5 protein-coding genes are annotated in these 5,698 nt (G+C 61.3%); 1 reads left to right on the forward strand and 4 read right to left on the reverse strand.

Features of this window, described 5'->3' with window-relative positions:
• Nucleotides 1-40: 40 nt before the first annotated feature.
• The 4 genes from ACE04F_RS08025 to rimO form a co-directional block, all read right to left on the reverse strand.
• Nucleotides 41-502 (reverse strand): YehS family protein, encoded by a 462-nt coding sequence (locus ACE04F_RS08025; protein ID WP_305499176.1) that lies wholly within the window; start codon nt 500-502, stop codon nt 41-43.
• A gap of 62 nt (nt 503-564) precedes the next feature.
• Nucleotides 565-1,275: an rRNA pseudouridine synthase gene (locus ACE04F_RS08030; RefSeq protein WP_486105708.1), complete on the reverse strand. Its 711-nt coding sequence runs from the start codon at nt 1,273-1,275 to the stop codon at nt 565-567.
• 82 nt (nt 1,276-1,357) lie between these two features.
• Nucleotides 1,358-1,831 carry a GNAT family N-acetyltransferase gene (locus tag ACE04F_RS08035; RefSeq protein ID WP_486105709.1) on the reverse strand — a complete coding sequence of 158 codons (474 nt, stop codon included), beginning with the start codon at nt 1,829-1,831 and terminating at the stop codon, nt 1,358-1,360.
• Between the two features lie 312 nt (nt 1,832-2,143).
• Nucleotides 2,144-3,484 carry a 30S ribosomal protein S12 methylthiotransferase RimO gene (rimO, locus tag ACE04F_RS08040; protein ID WP_434672699.1) on the reverse strand — a complete coding sequence of 447 codons (1,341 nt, stop codon included), beginning with the start codon at nt 3,482-3,484 and terminating at the stop codon, nt 2,144-2,146.
• Between the two features lie 333 nt (nt 3,485-3,817).
• Between rimO and ACE04F_RS08045 the strand changes: the two genes are divergently transcribed.
• Nucleotides 3,818-5,659, forward strand: coding sequence for a potassium transporter Kup (locus tag ACE04F_RS08045; RefSeq protein ID WP_486105728.1), 1,842 nt, complete (start codon nt 3,818-3,820; stop codon nt 5,657-5,659).
• Nucleotides 5,660-5,698 lie beyond the last annotated feature (39 nt).

Raw genomic sequence — 5,698 nt, forward strand, 5'->3', positions numbered from 1 at the left:
CCCCCCCCCCCCCCCACAAAGGCCCAGGAGGTCTGGAAAGTCAGCCGCGTACGCGCAGCGTCAAGCCCTTGAGGAAATTGCGCAGCAACTGGTCGCCGCACGGGCGATAGTTGGTGTGGCCGAATTTGCGGAACAGCGCGCTCAGTTCCGGCTTCGACACCGGAAACTCGGCGGCCTTGAGGATGGCGTGCATGTCGTCCTCTTTCAGCTCGAACGCCACGCGCAGTTTCTTCAGGATGATGTTGTTGGTCACCGGTACTTCGATCGGCTGCGGCGGACGGCTTTCGTCCTTGCCGCGCTTGAAGATCACCAGGCCATCGAGAAAATGCGCCATGACCAGGTCCGGGCAGAACACGAAGCCTTCTTCCTCGTCTTTCTTGAGGTAGCCGGTCAGGTCTTCCAGGGAGACATCCAGGCCGCCCAGCTTGATGATCTCGATGACTTTCTTGTCGCTGATGTCGAGCATGTAGCGCACGCTGCGCAGTACGTCGTTGTGAATCATGTGTGGTCCTGATCAATCGGCTGTGGGCGCCCCAGCTCGGTGTGGCGCCAGTAAAGTCGTATCTAGAATTTTTCTTTGGCGGACAGATAGCGCCATTGGCCCAACGGCACTTTGCCGATGGACACGCCGCCGATGCGGATGCGGCGGATAGCAACGACCTTCAGGCCGACCGCCTGGCAAAACAATGCAATGACGCCCGGTTGCGGGTTCTTCATGGCGAAGCGCAGGCGGTTTTCGTTCTGCCAGCTGGCCTTGACCGCAGGCAATTCCTTGCCCTTGTAGGTCAGGCCGTGGTTCAGGCGATTAAGACCGTGGGCGACCATTTCACCCTCGACTTCGACCACGTATTCCTGCTCGATCTTGGCAGCGTCGGCCGTGAGCTTGCGCAGGATCTTCCAGTCCTGGGTGAACACCAGCAGGCCGCTGGCATTGGCCTGCAAGTCGGCACTGGCGGTCAGGCGCAGGAAGTGGCCTTTTAACGGGCGCTTGCCGAAGCGATGTTCGTCGCTCAGGGTCTCTGGTCCGAGGGTTGCCATGGCGGTGTCGACGTCCATGCCCGCCGGGACGTTGAGCAGGATCGTCACGGGCTCCGGCGCAGTGGCCTTGGCGTCGGGGTCGAGTTCGACCTTCTGGCCGGTGACCTTGAACTGCGGCTCGTCGATCACTTCGCCGTCCACGGTGACCCAGCCGCCCTCGATGAACAGCTCAGCCTCCCGACGGGAGCAGCCGACGAGTTCGATGAGGCGTTTGGAGAGACGAATCGGGTCAGTCATGACGGGGCCGTAACAAAAAGAGGGTGGGCATTGTACCTGTCTGGCGCCGGTTAATCGCGGGTCCATTTGCCTCAGGCAGCTTTTAGCCGCGTCCGGCCTTCAGGTCGGCTTGTTTGTAGCGCATGTGCAGCAACGGGTAGGGCTGGTTCATGCCATCCCGTGCGGAACGCCCGACCACTTCAAAGCCTTGCTTGAGATAAAAGCCCAGGGCTTGCGGGTTCTGTTCGTTGACGTCCAGCTCGTTGGCGTTCAGGTGCTCCATGGCATAGCGCAGCAGTTGTTTGCCCAGGCCTTGGCCACGGTGTTGCGGGTCGATGAACAGCATCTCGATCTTGCCGGCCGCCACACCGGCAAACCCGGTGATGCGTTGGTGGTTGTCGCGGGTACAGATCAGCATTACCGCGTCCAGGTAACGGGTGAGTACCAGGTTCTTCAGCAGCTCGATGTAGCTGTCCGGCAAGAAGTCGTGGGTGGCGCGTACCGAGGCTTCCCAGACCCGGGTCAATTCCTCGTAGTCGCTCGGTTTCGGTGTGTGGATGACCGAATGCTGACGCATGTCCGCCTGTTCCTTATGGTGGAGATGTTGTGTCTGCATACGATAGCCGTAAAAAAGCCCCGCATCTTGTTACAGAGCAGGGCTTCGTGATTTTCAAGTGCAGGGCAGCGGGAAAATTCACATTCCCGTGGCGAGGGAGCTTGCTCCCGCTGGGTCGCGAAGCGGCCCCAAAACCTGTCGCATGCGGAGCGTCAGGCACACCGCACCCGCCGGTTTACGACTGCTTCGCAGCCGAGCGGGAGCAAGCTCCCTCGCCACGGGTACAGCATTTTCCCTGGGTGAACCGCATTACCCCTTGAGTCCAGGCCCTGCTCAACCGATCTGCTCAGCCCACAAATCATACTCATCGGCGTCGGTGACCTTGCACCAGACCTTGTCGCCCGGCTTGAGGTTGCTGCCGTTGTCGATGAAGACGTTGCCGTCGATTTCCGGGGCGTCGAAGAAGCAGCGGCCGACGGCGCCTTGCTCGTCGACTTCGTCCACCAGCACTTCGATTTCACGGCCGATGCGCATCTGCAGACGGGCCGAGCTGATCGCCTGCTGGTGCGCCATGAAGCGTTCCCAACGGTCCTGCTTGACGTCATCCGGGACCACGTCCAGGTCCAGGTCGTTGGCCGGTGCGCCTTCGACCGGCGAATACTGGAAGCAGCCGACGCGGTCGAGCTGGGCTTCGGTCAGCCAGTTCAGCAGGTATTGGAAGTCTTCCTCGGTTTCGCCGGGGAAGCCGACGATGAAGGTCGAGCGGATGATCAGGTCCGGGCAGATTTCGCGCCAGTTCTTGATGCGCGCCAGGGTCTTGTCTTCGAACGCCGGACGCTTCATCGCCTTGAGCACTTTCGGGCTGGCGTGCTGGAACGGGATGTCGAGGTACGGCAGGATCTTGCCGGCGGCCATCAGCGGGATCAGCTCGTCGACATGCGGATACGGGTAGACGTAATGCAGGCGGACCCAGACGCCGAGGCTGCTGAGGGCTTCGCACAGCTCGGTCATGCGGGTTTTCACCGGCGCGCCGTTCCAGAAGCCGGTGCGGTATTTCACGTCGACACCGTAGGCGCTGGTGTCCTGGGAGATCACCAGCAGCTCCTTGACGCCAGACTTGACCAGGCGCTGGGCCTCGTCGAGTACATCACCGACCGGACGGCTCACCAGTTTGCCGCGCATCGACGGGATGATGCAGAAGCTGCAGCTGTGGTTGCAGCCTTCGGAAATCTTCAGGTAGGCATAGTGACGCGGGGTCAGCTTGATGCCTTGCGGCGGCACCAGGTCGATCAGCGGGTTATGGTCCTGGCGCGGCGGCACGACTTCGTGCACGGCGTTGACCACTTGCTCGTACTGCTGCGGACCGGTCACCGACAACACGCTCGGGTGCACGTTGCGGATGTTGCCTTCTTCCACGCCCATGCAGCCGGTCACGATGACCTTGCCGTTTTCCTTGATGGCTTCGCCGATCACTTCGAGGGATTCGGCCTTGGCGGAATCGATGAAGCCACAGGTGTTGACCACTACCACGTCGGCGTCCTGATAGGTGGACACCACGTCATAACCTTCCATGCGCAGTTGGGTCAGGATGCGCTCGGAGTCGACCAGAGCCTTCGGGCAACCCAGGGATACGAAGCCAACCTTCGGGTTGGCTGGCGCGGGAGTGGTGGACATGTCTAACCTCGGTATAAGGGGGATCGTCTCGTGCGAGACAGGACGCCTGACGCGCCTCTGATCAAAAAGTGCGCAATTCTATCCATGGCGGGCGCACTTGACCAGCTTTATGCAGGGAAAAACGACGAGTGCTGCGCTATGCTTCGCGCCTTTGCCTTCTTGCGATTGCTACAGTCAACAAAACGTCTGTAACAAAGCGTAAAACAGCGCATGCTGCGGCACAAAGCGTACGGCTTCCTTAAAGAAGGCTGGTCTGGGAATCAGGAGTGTTGGATGGGTCATGCAAGTAGTCAGGCGGCGACTGCCGGGCATTCGGCAACGAAGCCGCTGAGCATGCTGGTCGCGGCGGTCGGCGTGGTATATGGCGATATCGGCACAAGCCCGTTATACACCCTCAAGGAAGTGTTTTCCGGCGGCTATGGCGTGCCGGTCAACCATGACGGGGTGCTGGGGATTCTGTCGCTGATTTTCTGGTCGCTGATCTGGGTCGTGTCGATCAAATACATGATGTTTGTCCTGCGCGCCGATAACCAGGGCGAGGGCGGGATCATGGCCCTGACCGCCCTCGCGCGGCGGGCGGCGGCCGGCAGGGCGCGGTTGCGCACGTTGTTGGTGGTCTGCGGGCTGATCGGTGCGGCGCTGTTTTATGGCGACAGCATGATCACCCCGGCGATCTCGGTGCTGTCGGCGGTGGAAGGTCTCGGCCTGGCATTTGAAGGCATCGATCACTGGGTGGTGCCGCTTTCGGTGGTGGTGCTGGTCGCGTTGTTCCTGATCCAGCGCCACGGCACTGCGCGGATCGGCATCCTGTTCGGCCCGATCATGGTGACCTGGTTCCTCGTGCTCGGCGCTCTGGGCGTGTATGGCATCAGCCAGCATCCGGAAGTATTAAATGCAGTGAACCCGGCCTGGGCCGTGCGTTTCTTTGTCGTCCACCCGGGCATGGGCGTGGCGATCCTCGGTGCCGTGGTGCTGGCGCTTACCGGGGCTGAAGCGCTGTATGCCGACATGGGGCATTTCGGTCGCAGGCCGATCGCTCGCGCCTGGTTTATCCTCGTGCTGCCGGGCCTTATGCTCAACTATTTCGGCCAGGGCGCCTTGCTGCTCGGCGACCCGGAAGCGGCGCGCAACCCGTTCTATCTGCTGGCGCCGAGCTGGGCATTACTGCCATTGGTGGGCTTGTCGACCCTGGCTACGGTGATCGCCTCGCAGGCGGTGATCTCCGGCGCGTTCTCGCTGACGCGCCAGGCGATCCAGCTCGGGTATATCCCGCGCATGTACATCCAGCACACTTCCAGCGCCGAGCAGGGCCAGATCTATATCGGTGCGGTGAACTGGTCGTTGATGGTCGGCGTGGTGTTGCTGGTGCTGGGTTTCGAATCGTCCGGTGCGCTGGCTTCGGCCTATGGCGTGGCGGTGACCGGTACGATGTTGATGACCACGATTCTGGTCTCTGCCGTGATCCTGTTGTTGTGGAAATGGCCGCCACTGCTAGCGGTGCCGGTACTGTTCGGTTTCCTGCTGGTGGACGGGCTGTATTTCGCTGCCAACGTGCCGAAGATCATCCAGGGCGGCGCATTCCCGGTCATTGCCGGTATCGCCTTGTTCGTGCTGATGACTACCTGGAAGCGCGGCAAACAACTGCTGGTGGAGCGCCTGGACGAAGGTGCGTTGCCGTTGCCGGTGTTCATCAGCAGCATTCGCGTGCAACCACCCCATCGTGTGCAGGGCACCGCGGTGTTCCTGACCGCGCGCTCGGATGCCGTGCCCCACGCACTGTTGCATAACCTGTTGCACAACCAGGTGCTGCATGAGCAAGTGGTGTTGTTGACCGTGGTCTACGAGGACATTCCCCGCGTACCGTCGCAGCGGCGCTTCGAGGTCGATGCCTACGGCGAGGGCTTCTTCCGGGTCATCCTGCATTTCGGCTTCACCGACGAACCGGACGTGCCCCAGGCGCTCAAGCTCTGCCATCTGGATGAGCTGGATTTCAGCCCGATGCGCACGACGTATTTCCTCAGCCGCGAGACCGTCATCGCCTCCAAGCTCGAAGGCATGGCCCGCTGGCGCGAATCGCTGTTCGCCTTCATGTTGAAGAACGCCAACGGCAACCTGCGCTTCTTCAATCTGCCGTTGAACCGGGTGATCGAGCTGGGAACCCAGGTGGAAATGTAGGCCTATGGCAAGGCGGATCCCTTGTGGGGGGGGGGGGGG

This window comes from Pseudomonas sp. AGC41 (genome assembly GCF_057334555.1).